18 protein-coding genes and 2 tRNA genes are annotated in these 20,548 nt (G+C 72.7%); 14 read left to right on the plus strand and 6 right to left on the minus strand.

Annotated features, from left to right (window positions below):
• Nucleotides 1-449 precede the first annotated feature (449 nt).
• The 12 genes from OHA98_RS14145 to OHA98_RS14200 all read left to right on the plus strand — a co-directional run bounded on the left by OHA98_RS14145 (nt 450) and on the right by OHA98_RS14200 (nt 12,989).
• Nucleotides 450-1,553, plus strand: coding sequence for an ABC transporter substrate-binding protein (locus tag OHA98_RS14145; RefSeq protein WP_266925771.1), 1,104 nt, complete (start codon nt 450-452; stop codon nt 1,551-1,553).
• Nucleotides 1,550-2,569, plus strand: a complete 1,020-nt coding sequence (locus OHA98_RS14150; RefSeq protein ID WP_266925772.1) for an NrtA/SsuA/CpmA family ABC transporter substrate-binding protein — start codon at nt 1,550-1,552, stop codon at nt 2,567-2,569. Before OHA98_RS14145 ends, OHA98_RS14150 begins: the two co-directional genes overlap by 4 nt.
• Entirely contained in the window at nt 2,566-3,393 is an 828-nt protein-coding gene (locus tag OHA98_RS14155; protein WP_266925774.1) for an ABC transporter permease, read from the plus strand. Before OHA98_RS14150 ends, OHA98_RS14155 begins: the two co-directional genes overlap by 4 nt.
• Entirely contained in the window at nt 3,390-4,184 is a 795-nt protein-coding gene (locus OHA98_RS14160; RefSeq protein ID WP_266925776.1) for an ABC transporter ATP-binding protein, read from the plus strand. Before OHA98_RS14155 ends, OHA98_RS14160 begins: the two co-directional genes overlap by 4 nt.
• On the plus strand, nt 4,185-5,078 hold the full coding sequence (locus OHA98_RS14165) for an ABC transporter substrate-binding protein (RefSeq protein WP_266925778.1): 894 nt from the start codon (nt 4,185-4,187) through the stop codon (nt 5,076-5,078). It abuts the gene before it with no gap.
• A 5-nt stretch (nt 5,079-5,083) separates the two neighbouring features.
• The gene (locus OHA98_RS14170) at nt 5,084-6,157 is read left to right on the plus strand and encodes an LLM class flavin-dependent oxidoreductase (protein ID WP_266925780.1); all 1,074 of its coding nucleotides are present in this window, start codon (nt 5,084-5,086) and stop codon (nt 6,155-6,157) included.
• A gap of 431 nt (nt 6,158-6,588) precedes the next feature.
• Nucleotides 6,589-7,389, plus strand: coding sequence for a VOC family protein (locus OHA98_RS14175; protein WP_266925782.1), 801 nt, complete (start codon nt 6,589-6,591; stop codon nt 7,387-7,389).
• Nucleotides 7,390-7,520: 131 nt separating this feature from the next.
• Complete coding sequence (locus tag OHA98_RS14180) at nt 7,521-7,775, plus strand: WhiB family transcriptional regulator (protein ID WP_266925784.1); 255 nt, start codon at nt 7,521-7,523, stop codon at nt 7,773-7,775.
• A 107-nt stretch (nt 7,776-7,882) separates the two neighbouring features.
• Nucleotides 7,883-7,954: transfer RNA gene (locus OHA98_RS14185), tRNA-Trp, on the plus strand.
• 18 nt (nt 7,955-7,972) lie between these two features.
• Nucleotides 7,973-8,045: transfer RNA gene (locus tag OHA98_RS14190), tRNA-Ala, on the plus strand.
• 16 nt (nt 8,046-8,061) lie between these two features.
• Nucleotides 8,062-9,513: an SDR family NAD(P)-dependent oxidoreductase gene (locus OHA98_RS14195; protein ID WP_266925786.1), complete on the plus strand. Its 1,452-nt coding sequence runs from the start codon at nt 8,062-8,064 to the stop codon at nt 9,511-9,513.
• 92 nt (nt 9,514-9,605) lie between these two features.
• Nucleotides 9,606-12,989, plus strand: coding sequence for a hypothetical protein (locus OHA98_RS14200; protein WP_266925787.1), 3,384 nt, complete (start codon nt 9,606-9,608; stop codon nt 12,987-12,989).
• 106 nt (nt 12,990-13,095) lie between these two features.
• On the opposite strand, the gene OHA98_RS14205 is transcribed toward OHA98_RS14200, so the two are convergent.
• From OHA98_RS14205 to OHA98_RS14220, 4 genes are all read right to left on the minus strand, one after another.
• On the minus strand, nt 13,096-14,070 hold the full coding sequence (locus OHA98_RS14205; RefSeq protein WP_266925789.1) for an acyl-ACP desaturase: 975 nt from the start codon (nt 14,068-14,070) through the stop codon (nt 13,096-13,098).
• Nucleotides 14,071-14,187: 117 nt separating this feature from the next.
• Nucleotides 14,188-16,527, minus strand: coding sequence for an excinuclease ABC subunit UvrA (locus OHA98_RS14210; RefSeq protein ID WP_266925790.1), 2,340 nt, complete (start codon nt 16,525-16,527; stop codon nt 14,188-14,190).
• A gap of 185 nt (nt 16,528-16,712) precedes the next feature.
• Nucleotides 16,713-16,904 carry a hypothetical protein gene (locus OHA98_RS14215; RefSeq protein ID WP_266925791.1) on the minus strand — a complete coding sequence of 64 codons (192 nt, stop codon included), beginning with the start codon at nt 16,902-16,904 and terminating at the stop codon, nt 16,713-16,715.
• An 11-nt stretch (nt 16,905-16,915) separates the two neighbouring features.
• Complete coding sequence (locus tag OHA98_RS14220; protein WP_266925793.1) at nt 16,916-17,767, minus strand: helix-turn-helix transcriptional regulator; 852 nt, start codon at nt 17,765-17,767, stop codon at nt 16,916-16,918.
• Nucleotides 17,768-17,986: 219 nt separating this feature from the next.
• Between OHA98_RS14220 and OHA98_RS14225 the strand changes: the two genes are divergently transcribed.
• Nucleotides 17,987-18,391: an ATP-binding protein gene (locus OHA98_RS14225; RefSeq protein WP_266925794.1), complete on the plus strand. Its 405-nt coding sequence runs from the start codon at nt 17,987-17,989 to the stop codon at nt 18,389-18,391.
• Between the two features lie 58 nt (nt 18,392-18,449).
• Here OHA98_RS14225 and OHA98_RS14230 read toward each other — a convergent pair whose 3' ends face one another.
• A complete protein-coding gene (locus OHA98_RS14230) occupies nt 18,450-18,866 on the minus strand; it encodes an SsgA family sporulation/cell division regulator (RefSeq protein WP_266925796.1) in 417 nt (138 codons plus the stop codon).
• Nucleotides 18,867-19,050: 184 nt separating this feature from the next.
• Between OHA98_RS14230 and OHA98_RS14235 the strand changes: the two genes are divergently transcribed.
• Nucleotides 19,051-20,214: a YCF48-related protein gene (locus OHA98_RS14235; RefSeq protein WP_266925797.1), complete on the plus strand. Its 1,164-nt coding sequence runs from the start codon at nt 19,051-19,053 to the stop codon at nt 20,212-20,214.
• 18 nt (nt 20,215-20,232) lie between these two features.
• On the opposite strand, the gene OHA98_RS14240 is transcribed toward OHA98_RS14235, so the two are convergent.
• Nucleotides 20,233-20,535, minus strand: coding sequence for a YciI family protein (locus OHA98_RS14240; RefSeq protein WP_266925798.1), 303 nt, complete (start codon nt 20,533-20,535; stop codon nt 20,233-20,235).
• Nucleotides 20,536-20,548: the final 13 nt, after the last annotated feature.

Genomic DNA, 20,548 nt, shown 5'->3' on the forward strand with positions numbered 1-20,548 from the left:
ACTGCGCCGTCATATCGACCTGGCGCGTGTCTCCAGCGCGGCCTGTCGCTGACCTTCGGGGACCCTCCCGGATCGTCCTGGGCCCGCCCGGAAACTCCTGGCCCGCCCGGAAACTCCTGGCCCCGTCCGGGCTTTTCCCGCTCCGGGACGCGCCGGAGGCTCCCGGCTCTCCCGGGACCCCTGACCGCCCCGGACATCCGCCGATCCGCCGATCCGCCGCGCTCCCGCGACGGCCGTGGGCCCGTCCGCGGGTGATCCGGCCGCCCCGGGTCCCGGTGACCGGCCGCGGCGCCATGGGTGGTTCGCGCCCGTGCCCGCCCCTCCTGCCCGCCGCCGCTTCCTCCCGTGCCCCGCTCCTCCCCGCGTCCGCCGCGCAGCGCCCGACCGGTCCGGTCGGGCGCACCCGGCCCAGCTCCGACCCGCTACGACGACCCCTCCGGGATGACCCCATGACGCATGCCGCCGTCCGGCCCCAGACACTCTGGTTCACCCGCTGTCCCGTGCCCACCGCCACCGGAATCGCCGCCGATCTCCGCTGGCTCGGCGACGAGTTCGCCCCCGACGGCATCGAGGTGCGCTCCCTCCAGGACGCCGCCCCCGGGGCCGACCGCGCCGCCCACTTCACCCACGAGCACTCCGCGCTGTTCCGCGAGGGCGGCAATGTGCCCGCCCTGTGGGCACGTTCACGGGGTGAGCGGACCCGGCTGATCGGGCTCACCTGGATCGAGGAGCGCCAGAGCGTGCTCGTCGCGCCGGGATCCGGCATCCGGGGCGCCGAGGCGCTGCGCGGACTGCGGATCGCCGTGCCGAAGCACCGCATCGCCATCGACTTCTGGCGGGCCATGGCCCTGCGGGGCTTCGAGGGCGCGCTCGCCTCCGCCGGACTGGGCCTCGTGGACGCCGTACCCGTGGACATCCCGGCCGACGGGCACGAGGGGCAGTGGGCCGCCGAGCTCGCCGCACTGCGGCGCGGGGACGTCGACGCGGTGTACGTGAAGGGCGCACTCGCGGTCGAGGCGGCCCGGCGCTCCGGTGCGGAGGTCGCCGTCGAACTCGACGAACTGCCCGACCGCCGCTTCCGGGTCAACAACGGAACCCCCCGTCCGATCACCGTCCACCAGGACCTTCTGGACGAGCATCCCGGCCTCGTCGACCGCTTCCTCGCCGTTCTGCTCAGGGCGGCAGACTGGGCCACCGGCCGGCCGGACGAGGTCGCCCGGATCCTCGGCGCCGAGACCGGGGCCGGCGCCGACGGCATCGCGGGCGCCTACCGCCCCGGCACCCACCTCACCCTCCACCCCGATCTGTCACCGCAGCGCCTCGCCCTGCTCGCCCAGCAGGAGACCGCGCTGCACGCCCATGGATTCCTGCACGGGCGTGTCGACATCGCCGCCTGGGCCGACCCCGGACCGCTCCGCCGCGCCGCCGCCCTCAACAGCGGGCGGCCCGCCCCCACCGGTCCGGGCACCGACCCGGCCGGCACCCCCGACGCCAGCACCCCCGACGCCCCCACGCCTTCCGCATCCCGAGCCCCGAGGACTCCCGCCCCATGAACGTGACCCGACCACTCCGCAAGGCCGCACTCCCCGCCCTCCTCACGGCCACCGCGCTGCTCGCGCTCCCCGGATGCGGCACATCCGGGGACGACGGCGCCACCGGCTCCGGTGCGGGCAGCACGGTCACCGTGCGCATCCCCGACCCCGGGAACTCCGGAGTGCTCGCCCTCGGCAAGAAGGACGGCAGCCTCGACAAGGCGCTGGGCAAGGTGGGCGCCAAGGTGCGGTGGACCGGCAGCGCCGGTCCCTTCGCCCCGGCCGCCCAGGCGATGAACGCCGACCAGCTCGACATCGCCACCGGCTCCATCACCTCCGGCATCACCTCGCTCGCCCAGCGCCCCGGCTTCAAGTTCTTCACCGCCGTCGCCCCGGACGCGGCGGGCGAGGGCATCCTCGTCCGCGACGGCTCCGGCATCGAGTCCGTCGCCGACCTCGTCGGCCGGAAGGTCGCCGTCAACCAGGGCGGCACCGGCGAGTACCTGCTGCTCAAGGCCCTCGCCAAGGCGGGCATCCCGGCCGACCGGGTGGAGCGCGTCTATCTGCGCCCCGACCAGACCGCCGCCGTCTTCAACGCGGGCAAGGTCGACGCCTGGGCCGTCTGGGCCACCTACGCCGTCGCCGAGATCGGCAGCGGCAAGGCCCGCTTCGTCGCCGACGGCACCGCCATCGGCTCCGACAACTACAGCCTGAACGCCGTCCGTACGGACTTCGCCGAACAGCACCCCGAAGTCGTCAAGGCCCTCTACCGGTACCTCCACGAGGCCAGCGCCGAGGAGAAGCGGGACCCGGCCGCCTATCTGAACGTCTTCACCGACGTCGGCCCCACCGCCGTCACCGGCAGGGCCAAGGAGGTCCAGACCGGCTTCACCGCCCAGGGCGGCACCGTCGACCCGATCGGCCCCGAGGACATCACCCGCTTCAAGGGCGTCGCCGCCTTCTACGCCGAGCAGAAGGTCACCAGGACCGAGGTCGACGTCGCGGCCCATCTCCTCGACATCGAGAAGCTGACATGAGCGACACCGCGACCGCCCCGCTCGTCACCCCACGCCCGCAGGTGCGCCGACCCCGCGGCCGCACCTACTCCCTGACCGTCCGCGCACTGGGCCCCGTGGCCCTGCTCGCCCTGTGGTGGACGGCATCGGCGACCGGAGTCCTGACCGCGGACGTGCTGGCATCGCCCGCCGAGGTCATCCGCGCGGTGGGGGAGCTGTGGGGCGACGGACAGCTGCCCGACGCGCTCACCACCTCCCTGACCCGCTCGGGTCTGGGCCTGCTCATCGGACTGGCCGCCGGGCTCACCCTCGGCATCACCACCGGATTCACCCGGCTCGGCGACGAACTGCTCGACTCCTCGCTCCAGACCCTGCGCACCGTCCCGTTCCTCTCCCTGGTGCCGCTGTTCATGGTCTGGTTCGGCATCAACGAGACCGCCAAGATCCTGCTCATCGCCGTCGCCACCACCTTTCCGATGTACGTCTCGACATCGAGCGGCGTGCGCGACACCGACCCCAAACTCATCGAGGCGATGCGCAGCTTCGGCATGAGCCGCCTCGGCATCGTCCGCGAGGTCGTCCTGCCCGGCGCCCTGCCGTCCCTGCTCGCCGGACTGCGCCTGTCGATGACGCTCAGCGTCATCGCGCTCATCGCCGCCGAGGAGATCAACGCCACCGAGGGCATCGGCTATCTGATGTCCCAGGCCCAGAGCTACGCACGCACCGACATCCTCGCCGTCTGCATCCTCGTCTACGGCCTGCTGGGCCTGAGCGCCGACATCGCCGTACGGCTGCTGGAACGTGTCCTGATGCCCTGGCGTACCCCCCAGGGAGCCTCCCGATGACCGGCCACGGGACGACCGCGCCCGCCGTACGCGTACGAGGACTGCGCCGGGTCTTCGGCGCCCGCGCCGTGCTCGACGGCCTCGAACTGGACATCGCCCGGGGCGAGTTCGTCGCACTGCTCGGGGCGAGCGGCAGCGGGAAGACCACCCTGCTGCGCATCCTGGGGGCCCTGGACCGCGCGGACGGGGGAGAGGTGCTGGTCCCCGAGGCCCGCACCGTCGTCTTCCAGGAACCCCGCCTCGTACCGTCCAAGAAGGTCCTCGCCAATGTGACCGTCGCCCTGCCGCGCGGCCGCTCCACGGACGGCCTGCGGGCGCTGGCCGAAGTCGGCCTCGAACGGCACGCCGAGGCCTGGCCCGCCACCCTCTCCGGAGGCGAGGCCCAGCGCGTCGCGCTCGCCCGCGCCCTGGTCCGGGAGCCCGAACTGCTGCTGCTGGACGAGCCGTTCGCCGCGCTGGACGCGCTGACCCGGCTGAAGATGCAGGACCTGGTCGGTGAGCTGTGCCGCAGGCACCGCCCCGCCGTGCTCCTCGTCACCCATGACGTCGACGAGGCGGTACGGCTGGCCGACCGGGTCGCCGTCCTGCGCGACGGCCGGCTCGTCACGGACGAACCGGTCGCCGTCGGCCGGCCGCGCGAACCGGGCGACCCCGCGTTCGCCGGGCTGCGCAGACGCCTGCTCCACGACCTCGGGGTCGAAACGCCCCCGGCCAAGTCCCCGGCCCCGCCCTCCGCGCCCGCCGCCGGTCCCGCGCCGGCTCCCGAACATGCCGAAATCGGAGTGATCTGAATGACCGTCACCATCGGTGTCCACAGCAGCAACCCGTCCCTGTTCCACCTGTACCACCTCTCCCGGCTGGGCTTCGCCCAGGAGGAGCTGGCCCCGCTCGGGGAGAGCGTCGTCTTCCACCCGTACACCAACGGCGTCCGCACCGGCGAACTCCTCACCCGGGGCGTCATCGACTTCGGCGGCACCGGCTCCACCCCGCCCGTCACCGCCCAGGCGGCGGGCCACGACCTCGTCTACACCGCCGTCTCCGCCCCGCGCCCCGAGCACGGCGCGCTGCTCGTCCCCGAGGACAGCCCGGTCCGTACCGTCGCCGGCCTCAAGGGCGCGGTCGTCCACCTGGCGATCGGCTCCTGGCAGACCCACCTCATCGCCAAGGCGCTGGACGACGCCGGTCTCTCGTACGCCGACGACATCACCGCCCGACGGAGCTCGCCGGACAGCGAACAGCTCCTTCGCACCGGGGACATCGCCGCCTGGGTCGCCCAGGGCGCCGAGCTCGCCGCCGCGCGCCGCACCGGCGGGCTGCGCACCCTCGTGCGTACCGGCGACGTCATCACCGACCGGTCCGTGTTCTTCACCCGCCGCGACTTCGCGGAGAGCAGGCCCGAGGTCGTCGAGGCGCTCCACCGGGCCCTTCGGCGCGCGGACGACTGGGCCGCCGCCCACCCGCGCCGGGCCGCCGAGATCGCCGCCGCCGACCTGGGCGGCGAGGCCGACGACTGGGAGAGCGCGCTGCGTGCGCTGCCCTGGCGGATCGAGGCGGTGACGGAGGAATTCCTCGCCGAGCAGCAGGAGGCCGCCGACATCTTCCACCGCACCGGCTTCATCGAGCGGCCCGTGACCGTCGCCACGGCCGTCGCCCGCCCGTCCGGCGCCGCGACGAAGGCGGCCTGAGCGTCATGCCGACCGAAGTCCTCTGGTACATCATCCCGCGCGAGGGCGCCTACCCCTGGGAGCCCGCGGGGCGCCGGCCCGTCGACCTCGGCTATCTGAGCCGTCTCGCGGGTACGGTCGAACAGCTCGGCTACAGCGGTGCGCTGCTCGCCACCGACCTGTACGACGTCTGGCCGCTCGGCAGCGCGCTCGCCGCCTCCACCAGCACCCGGTTCAAGCCGCTGCTGGCCGTCCACCCGGGCCTGATCTCGCCGACCCTGCTGGCCAAGATGGCACTGAGCTTCGACACGCTGTTCGGCGGCAGGCTGCGCTTCAACGTGGTCAACGGCTCGACCAGGTCCCTCCAGGAGTACGGACTCCATGTGGAGCACGACGAGCGGTACGCACTGAGCGCCGAGTACTGGTCGATCGTGAAACGGCTGACCGCGGGCGAGGTCTTCGACCACCGGGGACGTTTCTACGACCTGAAGAACGCGGGCGCCTCCTTCCGTGAGCTGAGGCCCGTCCAGGACCCGCACATCCCGCTCTGGTTCGGCGGCTCCTCCGCGCCCGGCATCGAGATGGCGGCCGAACACGTCGATGTGTTCCTCACCTGGGGCGAACCTCCGCACCTGCTCAAGGAGAAGCTGGACCGGGTGCGCGCACGGGCCGCCGCGTACGGCCGCACGCTCCGCATCGGGCTGCGGCTCCACCTCATCGTCCGCGACACCGAGGACGAGGCCTGGGCGGCGGCCGACCGGCTCCTGGACGTCACCAGCGGGGCGACGTACGCACGGCAGCTCGGCGACCGGGCGGGGGAGGACGGCGTCGGCTGGCAGCGCCAGTTCCGCCAGCACGGCGGCAAGGTGCCCGCCAGGGCGCGGGAACTGGAGGTCCACCCCAACATGTGGCCGGGCATGAGCCTGTTCCGACCGGGTCCCGGCACCGCGGTGGTGGGGTCGACGGCCCAGGTCGTCGAACGGCTGCGGGAGTTCCAGGACCTCGGCGTCGACACCTTCATCCTCTCGGGCAACCCGCTGCTGGAGGAGGCCTACCGGGTCGCGGAGACGGTGCTCCCGGCCCTCGGCGTACGCCGCTGAGCCGAGGAGGAGGGCGACGCGCCGCCGCAATGCCTCGGCCGCCCCGGACGGCCGCGCCTACGCTGGCCGGCATGGCGTACACGCGGTCATCACCGGCTCGGGGCAGGACGGCCCGGCCCCGTCCGGCCCGTCCGGTCCGTCCGGACGGCCGGGACGGCCGGGACGCGGTCGTGACACCGGTCCGCGCGGGCGTGCGGGGGCAGCGCTTCACCCCTTCGGCCGAGCGCTTCCACGGTCGGCCGGAGGGCGCGGAACGCCCCTCCGCCCGGGGGCCCGTCCATCCCGCGCCGCCCGCCCGCCGCCCGGTCCGCGCCGTGCCCCCGGCCCCGCGCGGACTGCGGCTGTCCGTACCCGGTGCCAGACTCGGAGAGTCAGGAGAAAGACCGCGTATCAGGACGAGCGAGACAACGGGACTCGCTGAAGGAGCACATATGCTCAGCCCCAGCTTCGTCGACGGCGCTCCCAACTGGATCGACCTCGGCACGCCCGATCTCGACGGTGCCACCGCCTTCTACCGCGGCCTGTTCGGCTGGGACCTGCTCCCCGGGGGCCCGGAGACGGGCGGCTACGGGATGTACACGCTGGGCGGCCGCACGGCCGCCGGTGTGATGACGGTCCCCGACAGCGAGTCGAAGAGCGCGTGGTCGGTCTACTTCCAGACCTCCGACGCCTCCGCCACGGCCAGGAAGGTCGAGCAGGCGGGCGGCACCGTGCCGTTCGAGCCGATGGACGTCATGGAGTTCGGCCGCATGGCCGGCTTCAACGACAACGCCGGGGCGTATTTCGGTGTCTGGCAGCCGAAGGAGAATCCCGGGCTCGGCGTCATCCAGGACCCGGGCTCCTTCCTCTGGGCCGAGCTCTACACCCCGGACGTGCCCGCGGCCGCCGCGTTCTTCCGGAAGGTCTTCGGCTGGCGGACCGAGGAGATGCCGTTCGAGGGCAGCGACTACACGTACACCGTCCTGCGCACCGTCGGCACCGGACCCGACCTGGGCTTCGGTGGTCTCGTCCCCTTCGCGGACGCACCGGCCCAGGCGGCGCTGGGCCCGCACTGGCTGCCGTACTTCACGGTCGACGACGTCGATGCCACGGTGGCCGAGGCCGCACGGCTCGGCGGCAGGGAGACCCTGGCGGCCATGGACGTACCGGAGGTGGGCAGGATGGCGAATCTCGCCGACCCCTACGGTGCGGTCTTCGCGGTGATGAAGCCCGAGCCGAGACAGGCGGGCTGACCGGCCGTAGCACCGGGACACCGGGGCGGGCGCACACGCGACGTCCGTCCCGGGCCCGGTCCGCCCGTGCTGTCCCCCTGATTGATGAATCGTTGATCGGTCGTTTATCGCGACCGGGCACCGTGGGGCCCATGCTGATCAACACCGTGACCGACGACGCGCTCGCCTGGCAGGAGACCGCGCTGTGCGCGCAGGCCGGGCCCGAGTTCTTCTTCCCGGCCCCGGGCAGCTCGACGCGCGAGGCCAAGCAACTGTGCAACGCCTGCGAGGGACGGGTGGCCTGCCTGGAGTACGCACTCGCCAACGACGAGCGGTTCGGCGTCTGGGGCGGCCTCTCCGAGAAGGAGCGCGAGCACCTGCGCAGAGTCGGTCGCGACAGGGCCTGACGCGGGCCCCGTACGCACCCCCGTACGCACTCACGCACTCCCCTACGTATCCCTGTACATATTCATGAGGACGCGGCGGTAACTGTTCGTTAGTATCTGCCCTACGCCCGGATGTAGCGCAGAGGCAGGCGCACCGGTCTCCAGAACCGGACACATCGGTTCGAATCCGGTTGTCCGGGCGGACCGGCTCCCCTCGGGGCCCCGTAGCGCAGAGGCAGACGCGTCCGTATGGCATACGGAAGGACGCCGGTTCGAATCCGGCGGGGGTCACGGGGGGAGCAGGACGATGGATCCGCACGCGGCGGCAGGGGACCGTGACCGCACGGACGGGGGCGGCGCTCGCGCGACCGGGCACCGGGACGCGGACGAGGCCGGGCACCGCCGTCCGGTCACCGGCACGCGGGTCACCGATCAGGAGCTGGCGGACTTCAGCCGGCTCGTCGGGCGGCTCCGCGCGCTTCGGGCCGATGACCCGGTCCGGCTCCGTGCCGAGCAGGTCGCCGCCTCGTTCACCCGCGACGGCCGGGTCAAACGCCGCAAGGCGCTCGGCGACCGGAGCGCCGACGCGGACGCCGCCGTCGTCTCGGCCACCGCGACGGGCGCCCTCGGACGGCGTGAGGACGCGCCCCTGGCCACGCCGCCCGACGACTCCGCTCCCGCGGGTGTGCTGAACCGCTCGCACCGCTGCTACGTCTGCAAGTCGCCCTACCGGCAGGTCGATTCCTTCTACCACCGCCTCTGCCCGGACTGTTCGGCGCGGAACCGGGCCCGCCGGCGGCTCTCCACCGACCTGTCCGGACGCCGGGCCCTGCTCACCGGAGGCCGTGTCAAGATCGGCTTCCAGCTGGCGCTGATGATGCTCAGGGACGGTGCCGAACTCCTCGTCACCACCCGCTTCCCGCACGACCTGCTGCGCCGGTTCCGGGCCGTGGACGACAGCCCGGAATGGTTCGGCCGGCTGACCGTGCTCGCTGTGGACCTCCGCGACCCGCGCCAGGTCCTCGGGCTCTGCGAGCGTCTCAGGGCAGCCGGTGAACCCCTCGACATCCTGGTCAACAACGCGGCGCAGACCGTACGGCGGCCACCCGGGGCCTACGCCCTGCTCACCGCGGGAGAGCGGGGGGCGTTGCCGCCCGGGGTGATCGGCGCGCCCGGCTACGCGCCGATGGCCGCCGTCGAGGGCCCGTCCGCCCGCGGCGCCCTCGCCCTCCTGCTGCCCGACGCCGACGAGGCGGGGCTGCTGCCGGACACCGCACCCGTCAACTCCTGGTCCGCGCGCATCGGTTCGATCGATCCCGCCGAACTCCTGGAGACCCAGCTGGTCAACGCGCTGGCGCCCGCGCTGCTCTGCGACCGGCTGCTGCCGCTTCTGCTGGCCGCGCCGGCGCCGCGCCGCTACATCATCAATGTGACGGCGGTGGAAGGGCGGTTCGCGGTGCGCAACAAGACGGGCGGACATCCGCACACCAACATGGCCAAGGCCGCGCTGAACATGCTCACCCGCACCAGCGGTGCCGAACTCGCCGCGCAGGGCGTGCACATGTGCGCCGTGGACACCGGTTGGATCACGGACGAGAACCCGGCGCCGAAGAAGCACAGGCTCGCCGCCGGAGGCTTCCGTACCCCGTTGGACATCGTCGACGGAGCGGCCCGCGTCTACGACCCGATCGTGCGGGGCGAGGCCGGATCGCCCCTGTCCGGCGTCTTCCTCAAGGACTACGAGGTGGCGGCGTGGTGACCCCCGGGACGCCGCCCCCATGGACGGGGCAGCTCGTGGATACGGTGCGTAAACCTCTGGGGTGATCCTGTCCGGCACGGCAGAATCACCCCATGACCGAAGCTCAGCCCCTCGTCCTGGCCTGCACCCTCCTCGACGCCCTGGAGCCCCTGCCCTACCCGCTGCGCATGCGGGAACTCGCCGTGCGCGCACGGCGCCTGGCCGCCGACGGGGTGCTGCGGCCGGTCCTGGAGGAGCTGGAGGGCGGCGATCCGTACGAGCGTCATCTCGCCGTCGTCGCGGCCGCCGTGGGCGGCGACGCCGGGTGGATCGGGGCGAGGATCGCCGACGGGGACTCACGGGTCCGGGGCGTGGCGCTGCGGGTGGCGCGCAGTCTCGCCGTACCGGACACCGCCTACGAGGCGGCGCTCGACGACGCGCCGGCCGCCGTACGCCGTCATCTGATCCGGGCGATCGTCGCCGACCGCCGCACCGGCCTCGCCGACCGGCTGATAGACCCCCTGCGGGAGACCTGGGGCGACGCCGAGGCCTCCCGGCTGCTGCCCGGCTGTTCGGCCGGCGTGGTGGACCGCCTGCTGCCCGGACTGTTCCGCTCCGTGAGCGGCTGGAGCTCGCTCGGCGCCCGCCACCCCCGCCCGTTCCTCGACGCAGCCGAACGCGACCTGGCGGCGCGGCCCGGGACACGGCGCGACGACTGGTGGCAGTGGTACGGCCACGACCGCGGGGTCACCGCCGCCGCGGCGCACCTCCCGCACCGGGTCCTCGACCTCCTGGAGCGCCATGGGCCCTCCGCGCTTCCGGTGCGCCGAGGGCTCGGCGAACTCCTCGCCGCCGACCCGGTCCGCTTCGTACGGCTGTTCCTCGGACCCGACGGGTTCGCGCTGCCACCGAGCGGAGTGTTCAGCGGGGTGCTGCTGCGCCGCCTCGCCCGGACGGTCCCCGAGGCGCTCCTCGTCGAACTCGGCCGGACCGCGGCGGACTCCGGGGATCTGCTCGCCCGGCTGACCCTGGCCCTGCCGCCGGGCCGCCGCGGCCCCTTCTGCGAAGCGGTCCTCGACAACCGGAGCGAGGGCACGGCCCGCACCGTCGACACCACCCTGCTGGACGTGCTGCCCCGGAGCCATGTGGCGGCCGTGGCCCGCCGGATGGCCGCGCGGGCCCGGGACCGGGGCGCCGACCGGAACACGGTGCTGCTCGCCGAGTCGTATCTGCCGGTCGCGGAGGTACGCGAACGGCTGCTGGACGCGACACGCGCGCCCGCCGCCGACGACCGCGCCGAAGGCTGGTCGCTGCTCATCCGCAACGCGGGCCGCTCCGCCGACCCGGCCGCCGTCGCCACCGTCCTCGACGACATGCTCCGGCTGCGCAACGAACAGGACCCGGTCCGTTCCGCCGCGCTGCGCGCCCTGCTCACCACCTCGCCCGCGCTCTGCACGGACGCCGTGGAACCCCTGCTGGACCGGATCGCCGCCGACGCGGTGGAGGCCCGTGACTCCTCGGCGACGACCCGGTCGGCGCTCAGCGCGTTCGCCGTGGCCGTCCTGCGCGAGCACGCGGTCACCGGGCAGCGTGCCCTGCTCAACTGGGCCCTGCGCACCCTCGTCCGGATCACTGGGAACAGCGGCAGCGCGGATCTCGGCCGGCTCGACAGGACCCTGCGCCGAGGCCAGGAGCACACCGTGTTCGAGGCCCTGCGGCCCTGGCTGGAAGCGGGGGCCGAACGGTCGGACTACGGGCTCGTCCTCGCCCTCACCCGGGCCGTCGGACGCCGCGCCGCCGCCATGCCCGGCCTTCAGGAACTGCTCCGGCAGGCCGTCCTCTACGGTGACGACTCCGGCGCCCGCGCCGCCATCGGGCTGTGGCTGGAGCCGTCCGCGCACCAGGACGAGCGCGTCGAGCGCGTCCTGGACCGCGACCCCTCGGCGGCGGCCCTGCCCGCGGTGCGGCGGGTGCTCACCGGACGCCGTACCGATCTGCTCGACCGCTTCCTCGGGGAATCACCGCCCTGGGGACGGTTCCTCGGTCGCGCCACCCCGTGGACCGTTCCCGTGGGGGCCGACGCGGTCCGCTGGGTGCCGCGTCAGCACCGGGCGGCCGCGCGGGACCTGGAACGGACCGCCCGGGACGAGGGACTGCCGCTGCGGTTCCGGGCGGCGGCCATCGGGCAACTGGCCGGTCTGCCGGGGATCGGCGCCGATGCCCTGCGCCCCTGGACCGGTTCGCCCACCGTCGTGCTGGCCGAGGCGGCGCTCGCCGCCCTCGCCCGTACCGACAGCCCGGCCGAGGTGCTGCCCGACCTGCTGGCACACACCGGGGACGACCGAGCCCGCGTCGCGGTCCACGCGGCGGGCCGGGCCTCCCTCCTCGTACGGCCGTCCCTGCTGGAGGAGTTGCTGGCCGCGCGCACCGCGCCCGGCACCGGCAAGGTGACCAGCCGCAAGGAGGTGGTGCGGCTGGCGGCGGTCCGGCTGCCCACCGCGCGCGCGGCGGCGCTGCTCGCCCACGCGTACGGGCTTCCCGGCCAGCACCCCGATGTACGGGCCGCCTGTGTGGCGTTCGGCACGGCACTGCTCGACGACGAGCGCATGTGGGACGTGATGACCGACGCGGCGGGGGGCGACCGCGCGCTGCGCTCCGCCGTACTGCGCGCGCACCCGGCGGAGCTGGCCGCCGGGCACCGGCAGCGGTACGCCCGGCTGGTCCAGCGGGTCTGCGACACCGACGACGAGGAACTCGCCGCCAGGGGCCACCACGCGCTCGCCCGCTGGCTGCCGTGGGCGCCCGAGGCGTGCGACGTCCTGGTGGACGCGATCACCTTCCTGGACCGGCGCGGGACCTGGCGGTCCGCGGCCGACGCGCTGATCGCCGCCGCCGGGGCGGCCCCGGAGGCGGCGGACGCGCTGAACCGGGTACTGACGGCACTGGCCACCGACGACACGGCCGATGAGGCGGGCGCGGAGCGGGACAGGCCCGCCCGGCAGCGGGTGGTGTACCTGGCCGAGGCGCTCGGCCGGCGGACCGCGGCCCGGCGCGGGCGGACGCGGCCGGTGCTCAGCGCCGCCGGGGAGGTCCTCGCCGGATACCGGGACCTCGTGCCGCAGGCCGCCGATCTGCTCGCGCACGCCGTGGACCTGGACGCGGAGGCGGAGGCGGTGCACTCCGCACTGGTCCGGCTCGCCGCGCTGCACCGCGGACGTCCGGTGCTCGCCGCCCGTACCGCGCGCACCCTCGGCCGGCGGACGGCCGCTCCGGACACGGCGCCGGCCGGCGACCTCGACACCCTGCTCGTCGTCGCCGCGCGCCTCACGGAAGGCGGTGATCCCGCCGAGGGGCTGTTCGCCGCGGAACTGACGGTGGCCGGCGGCCGGCGCACCGGCTGGACGGGCCCCTGGCGCACCCGGCTGCGCATGCTGCGCCAGCACCCGTCCGCCGATGTACGGGACGTGGCGTACGCGGAGGTGACCGCACCGGAGTGACGGGCCGGGGGAGAACGGCGCGAGCGCCGGACGGCCCGTGGTGGGGCTGTCCGGCGCTCGGTGGAGCGGGACCGGTCCTGGAGCGGTCAGGACCGGCCGGGAGTGGTCAGGACCGGCCGCGCGCGGCCATCCGCGCCTTGCGGGCGGCGAGCTTCTCGTCGAACTTCGACGCCTCGCCGTCCAGGCCGCCCATGTACAGGCCCAGTTCCTCCTGCGCCTTCAGCCCCTCCGGGCCGAGCCCGTCGATGTTGAGGACCTTCAGGAAGCGCAGGACCGGCTGGATCACGTCGTCGTGGTGGATGCGCATGTTGTAGATCTCGCCGATCGCCATCTGCGCGGCGGCCCGCTCGAAGCCGGGCATGCCGTGTCCGGGCATCCGGAAGTTCACGACGACATCGCGCACGGCCTGCATGGTCAGGTCCGGGGCGAGCTCGAAGGCGGCGCCCAGGAGGTTGCGGTAGAAGACCATGTGAAGGTTCTCGTCGGTCGCGATCCGGGCCAGCATCCGGTCGCAGACCGGGTCGCCCGACTGGTGGCCGGTGTTGCGGTGCGAGACCCGGGTCGCCAGCTCCTGGAAGGCCACGTACGCGACGGAGTGCAGCATCGAGTGACGGTTGTCCGACTCGAAGCCCTCCGCCATGTGCGCCATGCGGAACTGCTCCAGCTTGTCCGGGTCGACGGCGCGCGAGGTGAGCAGGTAGTCACGCATCACGATGCCGTGCCGGCCCTCCTCCGCCGTCCAGCGGTGCACCCAGGTGCCCCAGGCGCCGTCGCGGCCGAAGAGGGAGGCGATCTCGTGGTGGTAGCTGGGGAGGTTGTCCTCGGTGAGGAGGTTCACCACCAACGCGATCTTGCCGATGTCGGTCACCTTGGACTGGTCCGGCGCCCACGGGTCGCCGTCCTCGAAGACGCCGGGGAAGTTCCGGCCGTCCGAGAACGGGACGTACTCGTGGGGCATCCAGTCCTTGGCCACCTTGAGATGGCGGTTGAGTTCCTTCTCCACCACCTCTTCCAGCGCGTACAGCAGCTGGGCGTCGGTCCACGCCTTCGAACTGCCGAGGTGGGGAGAGGTGATCGTCACGGGGAGCTCCTGGGGACGGGAGAATTACCTACGGCTTCGTAGGTTACGTGACCGTAGGTTAAAGCGGCGGTAAGGCCGAAGCCAAGCCCGTCCCTGCGGATGCCCGGTTGCGTACCGTTATGTGTGCAGGTCACGGGCGTGCGCGAGCCCGGTTCCGCTGTTCCCGGCCGACTGTTCGTGGCCCGCTTCTCTGCCCGTGTCCCGGCGCAGACAGGCCGCCGTGAACGAGGCGGGGTGTGCGGAGAGCGCCGCCGGGGTGCCTTCGAAGACCAGCTCGCCGCCGTTCCGGCCGCCGTCTGGGCCGAGGTCGATCACCCAGTCCGCCCGCTTGACCACATCCATGTTGTGCTCGACGCAGATCACGGTGTTGCCCGCGTCGACCAGCCGGTCCAGCAGGTCCACCAGGGTGCCGGTGTCCGCCATGTGCAGACCGGTGGTCGGCTCGTCCAGGACGTACACGCTGCCGGTGCGGTGCAGCCGGGTCGCCAGCTTGATGCGCTGGCGCTCGCCGCCCGAGAGCGAACCGAGGGGCCGGCCCAGGGTGAGGTAGGTGAGTCCGACCTCGTCGAGCGCCCGCAGTTTCCGCAGCAGCGCCGGATCCTCGAACAGCTCCACCGCCTGGGACGCCGTCATGTCCAGTACGTCGACGATGGACCTGCCGCCGACCCGGTGCCCGAGCACGTCGTCGTGGAAACGGCGTCCCTGGCAGGCTCCGCAGGTCGTGGTGACCGGGTCCATGAACGCGAGGTCGGTGAAGATCAGGCCGCGACCGGCACACTCGGCGCAGGCCCCGGAGGAGTTGAAGCTGAACAGTCCCGGATCCACGCCGTTCTCCCTGGCGAAGACCTTGCGGATGGCGTCCAGCGCGCCGATGTACGAGGCCGGGGTGGAGCGGGACGAGGCGGTGATGGCGGTCTGGTCGATGACCACCGCTTCCGGGTACGCCGCCGTGAACACCTCGGAGACCAGAGTGGACTTGCCGGAACCCGCCACCCCGGTCACCGCCGTCAGCACGCCCGTGGGGAACGACACGTCCAGGCCCTTGAGGTTGTGCAGGGCGGCGCCGGACACCGGGAGCCACCCGACGGGGGAGCGGACGGTCTCCTTGAGCGGCGTGCGGCGGCGCAGGCACCGGCCGGTGAGGGTGTCGGCCTCACGCAGCCGCTCGAAGGTCCCCTCGAAGACGACGTGCCCGCCCTCCGCCCCGGCCGCCGGACCCATGTCCACGACATGGTCGGCGACGGCCATCACATCCGGGTCGTGCTCGACGACCAGCACGGTGTTGCCCTTGTCGCGGAGCCGTACCAGCAGATCGTTGAGCCGCCCGACATCGCGAGGGTGCAGACCGATGCTCGGTTCGTCGAAGATGAACGTCAGGCCGGTGAGAGAACTCCCCAGATGGCGCACCATCTTGAGGCGCTGCCCCTCGCCGCCCGACAGTGTGGTGGTCTCCCGGTCCAGGCTGAGATAGCCGAGCCCGATTCCGGCCAGCCGCTCCAGGCGCTCGCGGGCGGCACGGGCGATCGGTGCCGCCACCGGGTCGTCGATCCTCGCCAGTACGCCGATGAGGTCGGCCACCTCCATCCGCCCGTAGTCGGCCGGGGAGAGACCGCCGATGCGGGTGGCGAGCGCGGCCGCGTTGAGCCGGGCGCCGCCGCAGGAGGCGCACACCGCCTCGACGGTGAAGCGGCGCGCGGCCTCGCGCCGCTTCTCGGAGAGCGACCCGGTGTCCCGGTTCAGGTGGAGCCGGTTGAAGCGGTCCACGACGCCCTCGAAGCGCATGTCCGCCGAGGTCGTCCGCAGATCCAGGCGGACCTTGAACCCGGCTCCGTGGAAGAGGAGCCGGCGTTCCTCCTCGGTGTACTCCCCGAGCGGCCGGTCGTTGTCGAAACGCCCCGATCCGGCGTACAGATTCCATTCCCAGCTGCCGACCGAGAGTCCGGGCAGCAGCAGGGCCCCCTCGTTCAGCGACTTCGACGGGTCCACGGCGCGGTCGAGGTCCAGGCGGACCGTGCGCCCCACCCCGTCGCATTCCGGGCACATCCCGCTGGGATCGTTGAAGGAGTACGCGGTCGCCTCGCCGGCGCTCGGGGTGCCGTGCCGGGAGAACAGCACCCGGATGACCGACCAGATGTCGGTCATCGTGCCGACGGTGGAGCGCACATTGCCGCCCAGCGGCTTCTGGTCGACGACGATGGCCGCCGACAGGTTCTCGACGGACTCGACGTGCGGCCGTTCGTACTTCGGCAGCCGGTTCCTGATGAACCAGGTGAAGGTCTCGTTCAGCTGCCGCTGCGATTCGACGGCGACCGTGTCGAAGACGACGGAGGACTTGCCCGAGCCGGAGACCCCGGTGAAGACGGTGATGCGGCCCTTGGGGAGGGCGAGGGAGACATCGCGGAGATTGTTCTCACGCGCGCCGGTGATCGTGATGTGCCGGTCCGCTTTCTGTGCCATGCCCGCGAAGCTAACGGGGATACCGGACAACTCCTGTCGGGATTCATCAGGGCGCCGGCCGGCACCCGCGGGCCCCGGGCGGTGGGCCGCTCAGAGCTGTCGGCGTACTCGGAGCGGTGTCGCACGGGGGCACGGGGCGTTCGCGGTGGTGAGTGGTGAGTGGTGGGGGGCGAGGTGGGGCGAGGTCAGAGCAGATGGTCCGCGGCGCCGGATTTCACCGCGGCGATCAGGGCGTGCATCGCCTCCATGGAGTCGCTGATGTACGTACCGGTGTCGGTGGTGGACCCGATGTAGGCCCTTCCCTGGTCGTCCCGGCCGAAGCGGAAGCAGTTCGCGCCCTCGCTGCAGAAGGCTTCGTCCCAGCTGATTTCGGTCATGATCTCTCTCCTCAGAGGTCCTGGGCTATGCGTCTGATGAAGTCACGTGACTCCTGGACGGGCAGAGCGAGCGAGCGCAGCCGATCCAACAGGCCCCGGTAGCGGCGCAGTTGCATATCGGAGTCCAGCAGCATCGAACCGTGCGAGGAATCGAGCTGCACGGTGTCGAGGTGTGCGACCGCGGCGCCGACGTAGGTGAAGGACTGCCCGGCCCCGGGGAAGCCGCCGGCCGTGAAGGGGATCACCCGGACCGTGATCCCGTCCCGCTCGGACTGGTCCAGGATGTGCGCCAGTTGGGCGCCGCTCACCTTGGGACCCCCGAACTGCATGCGCAGCGCCGCTTCGTGGATCACCGCCTCGTACAGCGGGGGACGGTCCCGCACCAGCACCTCCTGTCGGCGCAGCCGGAGCGACAGCCGGGCGAGCAGGTCCGGTCCCGGCAGCTGGGGATCGGCGGTGTCGAACACCGCCCGCGCGTGATCCTCGGTCTGCAGGAGGCCGGGGATGTGGGTTGTGGTCGATGTGCTCAACTCCACTGCATGGTATTCGAGTTCGGCGATATCGAGGAGGCTCGGAAGGAGCAGTCCGCGGTGCTCCTCCCACCACCCCCCGGCCCGTTCCTGCGCCATCTCGGCGAGCAGGTCGACCAGTCCGGAGTCCGGACAGCCGTAGTTGAAGGCCAGGGTCCGTACCCGTTCGGCACTTATGCCGAAGCGCCCCGACTCGATGTTCGGGATGCGGGTGCGGTCGACTCCCAGCAGGGCGGCGGCCTGTTGGACCGACATGCCGGACTGTTCCCTCAGCTTGCGCAGCTCGTGGCCGAGGCGTTGCTGTCTGGCTGTCGGGGTGCTCCTGGGCGGCACGGTGAGGTCCTTCCGGGTGAGGGATCGGCGAAATGACCGGAACCACACAAGTAGTAGCACTGTGCTCCGGTGTGAGCTACGGTCGGTAGCGCAAGTCTCACACGGGGCGACCGTGCCTGTGTGTGATCGCCCCCCACATGTACGAGAAATGTGAGTATCTGGATGAAGGGCGCACTCCGTGGCCTCCCGGCCTCCCTTCCCGAGGGACCCCGCCCACCGGTGCCGGACAATCTCAGCTATTCCTTCGCCCTGCCGGGCGGCGCGTACTGCGCGGGGCTGGCCCGCGGCGCGGTGCGTGAGCTGCTGGAGAGACACGGGCTCGCCGACCTGTGCGAGACGGCGGTCCTGGCGGCGTCCGAACTGGTCGCGGCGGCCTACCGGTTCACGCCCGACCGCGAGATGCTGCTGAAGGTCCACTGGCAGTTCGACGCGTTGCGCATCACCCTCTACGACCAGCATCCGGCACACGGCGCGGCCGAACGCCACGAGGCATGCCGGCAGCGCCGCAGCGAGAGCATGTGGCTGCTGGCGGCGGCGGTGGACGAGCGCGGCGGGGACTGGGGGCTGGCGCCCGCGATGACTCCCTCGGGCGGCTCCAAGACCTGGGCGTTACTGCACCGTTAGCGTCCCGCGGCGGAGAACGGTCACCCGCTGTGACGGAGGTGCGGGCGCCCGTCGGGTGTCAGCAGGTGTCGCCCAGCAGATCGGTGAGGCTGCGGTCGAGGTCCAGGAACCGGTGCTCGTCGCCGACCGGCACCATGTCCTGGGCCCGCTTCAGGAAGCGCCGGAGCTCGGCCGTACGCACATGCACCATGGCGATGCCCTCGACGGCATGGAACTCCAGCACCGTCCGCTCGTAACCGAACGGCCGCACGCGTACATCACCGACACCGGCCGGTGCGTCCACGCCCGTGGCGAGCAGTTCACGGGAGAACTCCCACGACACCTCCGTACCCCCCAGGGTCGCCGGGGCCGGGAAGGCCATGCGTACGGCGAACGGGTCCTTGCGGTCGTACTGCAAGGTGGCGGGCAGGGTCTCCATCTGCGGAGCGGATGCGACCATGCGGGCCTGCACGGACTGCTCGATAACGCTGGACAAGACCTGCTCCCTCTCGCTGCTGGGTGAACGGTTCCCGGCATGGGAGTAGACGACGGAACGCCGGGATCCGTGCACTGGCGGGTGGCGTGAGCTGCGTCACCGAACACGACGCCGCCGTCCGGACGCCCGGTTCCGGGTGCCCCACCCTGGACTGACCGCCGTCCGTGGGTTAACTTCCAGCGCCATGAGGGCCATGGGGAAGACGAGACGGCTGATGTCGCTGGCGATGTGCGGGGCGGCAGTGACCGCCGCACTGGCCGCGCCGACAGCGCAGGCGGCACCGACAGCACAGGCGGTGCCCGCGGCGCCAACAGCCCACGCGGCACTGGCATCACCACAGGCACCGGCATCACCACAGGCGCAGGCGGCGCGAGCGGAACGGGGCTGGCGGCTCACGAGCACCGGAACCGACGCACGCTTCCGCGGGCTGGCCGCCGTCAGCCGCGACACCGCCTGGGTCGCGGGAACGAAGGGTACGGTCCTGCGGACGGCCGACGGCGGCCGGAACTGGCGCACGGTGTCGCCGCCCGGCGCGGCGGACCTCGAATTCCGCGACATCGAGGCCTTCGACAGCCGCCGCGCGGTGGTGCTGGCCATCGGTGAGGGCGAGGCGTCCCGGGTCCTGCGCACCGATGACGGCGGAGCCACCTGGACGGAGTCGTTCCGTAACGCCGACCCCCGCGCCTTCTACGACTGCATGACGTTCTTCGACAGCCGCCACGGACTGGCGATGAGCGACCCGGTGGACGGGAAGTTCCGCATCCTGTCCACGGCGGACGGCGGCCGGAACTGGAAGGTCCTGCCCTCCACCGGGATGCCCGCGGCCCAGCCCGGCGAGGCGGGCTTCGCCGCGAGCGGCCAGTGCCTGGTCAGCTCGGGTCCGAAGGACGTCTGGCTGACCACCGGCGGCGCGGCCACCGCACGGGTGCTGCACTCCGGGGACCGCGGCCGGACCTGGACGGCGACCGAGTCCACCGTCCCGGCGGGGGACCCGGCGCGAGGCGTCTTCGGCGTCGCCTTCCGCGACCGGAAGCACGGCATCGCGGTCGGCGGCGACTACCGTCCTGACCAGGCGTCACCGAACGCCTCGGCGGTGACCGCCGACGGCGGCCGCCACTGGCGCAGGTCGGCGACCCCGCCCGCCGCCTACCGCTCCGGTGTCACCTGGCTGCCGCACAGCAGGTCCGCCGCGCTGGCCGTCGGCCCGACCGGCACCGACCTCACACGCGACGGCGGCCGTACCTGGCGCACGGTCGACACGGGTTCGTACGACACCGTCGACTGCACCCCCGACTTCGGCTGCTGGGCCGCCGGGGAGCGCGGCAGGGTGGCCCGGCTCGGTTTCTGAGGCTGCCCGGCCGCACGGCTATCGGACGGGCAACTGCTGCTTGTACGGGGTCAGTTCGGGCGAGGTCTTCGTCGCGATGAACTCGGTGATCCGGTAAGCGCACACCTGGTGTGCCGCGAAGGGGTCGGCCGCCACGATCTTCTCGATCTGCCGGCGGTCGTCCCCGACCGCCATGATCACCCCGCCGTCCCGGGGATTCTTGCGGCCCGAGGCGATGAACACGCCCGCCGCGTACTGCTCGTCCAGCCAGCTGACGTGGTCCCGCATCAGCGCGTCGACGCGCTCGACCGGAGCGGTGTAGGTCAATTCGAGTACGAACATGATCGTCAGGCTA

The sequence above is a fragment of the Streptomyces sp. NBC_00654 genome, from assembly GCF_026341775.1.
In the GTDB taxonomy this organism is placed as follows: Bacteria; Actinomycetota; Actinomycetes; order Streptomycetales; family Streptomycetaceae; genus Streptomyces.